Raw genomic sequence first — 2,482 nt, forward strand, 5'->3', positions numbered from 1 at the left:
CGGTGTTTCCGGACCACCTTTCGGGAGTGGTCGCGATCTGTGAGGTTGCCGATCCTGTATTGGGATCGGAGATCGGCTTGTGTCTGGACTTGACCTTACGCTTGACCCGGAGCGGCAGCTTCGACGTTTCGAGGTGATCAACGGTGCCGGCGGTCGGCGTCACTGGTCGGTGGATGACAAGGCGCGGATCATCGCGGAGACGCTGGAGCCGAACGCAATCATTTCCGAGGTCGCCCGTCGGTATGGCCTTAGGCCGCAGCAGGTCTTCGCCTGGCGCCGCGAAGCGCGCAAACAGGCCGCTTCGGTGCAGCAAGATTCTCCTGCCTTTGTGCCGGCGGTTTTGGCGGCGGCGGAACCTGTAGCCAGCCGTTCACCGAAGCAGCGGAAGCGGCAAGCCACCCGAGATGCCGGCATGATCGAGCTTGAGATCGACGGCATCGCGATGCGCGTCGGCCGGGGCGCCGATACCAAGACGGTGGCCGCAGTGATCCGCGCGCTGAAGGCGACGTCGTGATCGGGCCGACGGGTGCGGTCAAGGTCATGGTGGCGACGAAGCCCGTCGACTTCCGCAAGGGTGCTGAGGGATTGGCGGCGCTGGTGCGAGAGACAATGGGGGCCGATCCGTTCAGCGGGGCCGTCTACGTCTTCCGGGCGAAGCGGACTGACCGGATCAAGCTGATCTTCTGGGATGGCACCGGGGTTTGCCTCTATGCCAAGCGTTTGGAGGATGGGGAGTTCCGCTGGCCGAAAGTGCATGACGGCATGATGCGGCTGACGGCCGCGCAGCTCTCGGCGCTACTCGAAGGTCTCGACTGGCGGCGAGTCCACGAGGCGCGCCGGACCCGTGTTCCAGCCCAGGCGGGCTGACCCGCGACGAAGTGAATCAGCCTGGATTCCGCTGTCGCGGGCTGTCGGCGAATATGGTCTGATCCGCTCATGGCGATGACGGCTGACCAGCTTCCCGACGATCCGGACGCGCTGAAGGCGATGGTCCTGGCGCGCGACGTCGAGAACGCCCGACTGATTCAGATCATCAAGGAATTGCAGCGTCACCGCTTCGGCCGGCGTGCCGAGACGCTCCCCGAGGATCAATTGCTGCTGGGGCTCGAAGAGGCCGAGCAGATCGAGGCCGCCGACGAGGAAGAGAACGAACAAGCATCTCCCGCAGAGCGCCTGGAGCGAGCCAGGAAGCGTCGGACGAACCGCGGCGCGTTGCCATCCCATCTGCCGCGGGTGGAAATGATCGTCGACATCGAGGACCATGCCTGCCCATGCTGCCGCAATGGCTTGCATCGGATCGGCGAGGACGTGAGCGAGCGGCTCGACATCGTTCCGGCGCAGCTGCGTGTAATCGTCGTGCGCCGGCCCAAATATGCCTGCCGCGCCTGCGAGGACGTCGTGGTTCAGGCTCCCGCGCCGGCCCGGCTGATCGAGGGTGGTCTTCCGACCGAGGCAACGGTCGCCCAGGTGCTGGTCTCAAAATATGCCGATCACCTTCCGCTCTATCGTCAGGCGCAGATCTACGCCCGGCAAGGAATCAATCTCGATCGCTCCACGCTCGCCGATTGGGTCGGCCGCGCCGCCTGGCACCTGCGTCCGGTGCATGAGCGGCTGCTTGGCAAGCTGAAGTCCTCGCCAAAACTCTTCGCCGACGAGACGACCGCGCCAGTGCTCGATCCGGGCCGCGGCAAGACGAAGACAGGCCAACTCTGGGCCTATGCGCGTGATGATCGGCCATGGCAGGGAGCCGACCCGCCGGGCGTCGCCTATGTCTACGCACCCGACCGGAAGGCCGAGCGTCCGATCGCTCATCTCGCAGGCTTCATCGGAATCTTGCAGGTCGACGGCTATGGCGGCTATCGCGTGCTGGCCGACAAAAGCGGCGTCACGCTCGCCTTCTGCTGGGCGCATGTGCGCCGGCGCTTCTATGAACTGGCCGTGTCCGGACCAGCGCCGATCGCTAGCGAGGCGCTCAGACGGATCGCCGAACTCTACAAGATCGAGGATGACATTCGTGGCCGATCGGCCAACGAGCGCCGCGCGATGCGTCAGGACAAAAGCCGCGCCATCGTCGCCGATCTCGAACCCTGGCTGCGTGAGAAGCTCGGCCTGATCAGTCAGAAGACAAAGCTCGCCGAGGCGATCCGCTACACGCTCTCGCGCTGGCAAGGCCTCTCGCGCTTCCTTGACGACGGCCGCATCGAGATCGACAGCAACACCGTCGAACGCTCGATCCGTCCGATCGCGCTCAACCGCAAGAACGCGCTCTTCGCAGGCTCTGACGGCGGCGCCGAACACTGGGCAGTCATCGCCTCGCTGATCGAAACCTGCAAGCTCAATGGTGTCGAACCGCTCGGCTATCTCGCCGATGTCCTCACCAGGATCGTCAACGGCCACCCCAACAGCCAGATCGACGATCTCCTGCCTTGGGTCTACATCAACAAGCTCGAGCTCAAGGCCGTGGCCCGAGAACACCGCTTAC

3 protein-coding genes are annotated in these 2,482 nt (G+C 64.7%); all 3 read left to right on the forward strand.

Annotation, left to right across the window (positions count from 1 at the left end):
* The first annotated feature begins 133 nt into the window (after window positions 1-133).
* Entirely contained in the window at window positions 134-514 is a 381-nt protein-coding gene (gene tnpA / locus NKI19_RS32570) for an IS66-like element accessory protein TnpA (protein ID WP_292644753.1), read from the forward strand.
* The gene (gene tnpB / locus NKI19_RS32575; RefSeq protein ID WP_023709031.1) at window positions 511-867 is read left to right on the forward strand and encodes an IS66 family insertion sequence element accessory protein TnpB; all 357 of its coding nucleotides are present in this window, start codon (window positions 511-513) and stop codon (window positions 865-867) included. The genes tnpA and tnpB overlap by 4 nt, the downstream gene beginning before the upstream one ends.
* 69 nt (window positions 868-936) lie before the next feature.
* A partial coding sequence (tnpC, locus tag NKI19_RS32580) for an IS66 family transposase (RefSeq protein ID WP_352567699.1) occupies window positions 937-2,482 on the forward strand: 1,546 nt, incomplete at its 3' end.

The organism is Mesorhizobium sp. M0751 (assembly GCF_040320265.1).
Taxonomy (GTDB): domain Bacteria; phylum Pseudomonadota; class Alphaproteobacteria; order Rhizobiales; family Rhizobiaceae; genus Mesorhizobium.